Origin of the sequence: Stenotrophomonas sp. SrG (genome assembly GCF_050031795.1) — a bacterium.
Taxonomy (GTDB): Bacteria; Pseudomonadota; Gammaproteobacteria; order Xanthomonadales; family Xanthomonadaceae; genus Stenotrophomonas; species Stenotrophomonas rhizophila_A.
This window is the reverse complement of the sequence record NZ_JBNBBE010000444.1, coordinates 1-257: the sequence shown is the minus strand read 5'-3', so window position 1 is coordinate 257 and position 257 is coordinate 1. Positions and strand designations below refer to the sequence as shown.

Here is a 257-nt window from a genome sequence, read left to right as displayed (position 1 = left end):
TCGCTGAAGCAGTTCCCGGAATTCAACGCATCGCTGGATGCGGCCGGTGAAAACCTGACGCTGAAGGAGTACTTCAACATCGGCTTCGCCGCCGACACCCCGAACGGCCTGGTCGTTCCGGTGTTCCGTGATGTCGACAAGAAGGGCGTGGTGCAGATCGCGCAGGAAACCGGCGAGCTGGCCAAAAAGGCGCGCGCCGGCAAGCTGGGCCCGGCCGACATGAGCGGCGGCTGCTGCTCGATCAGCTCGCTGGGCGG

The 257-nt window shown here is 65.0% G+C and carries 1 protein-coding gene; it reads left to right on the top strand.

Features of this window, described 5'->3' with window-relative positions:
• Window positions 1-257: 2-oxo acid dehydrogenase subunit E2 (locus tag ACQG3P_RS20415; protein WP_426806062.1), on the top strand; the 257-nt coding region annotated here is incomplete at both ends.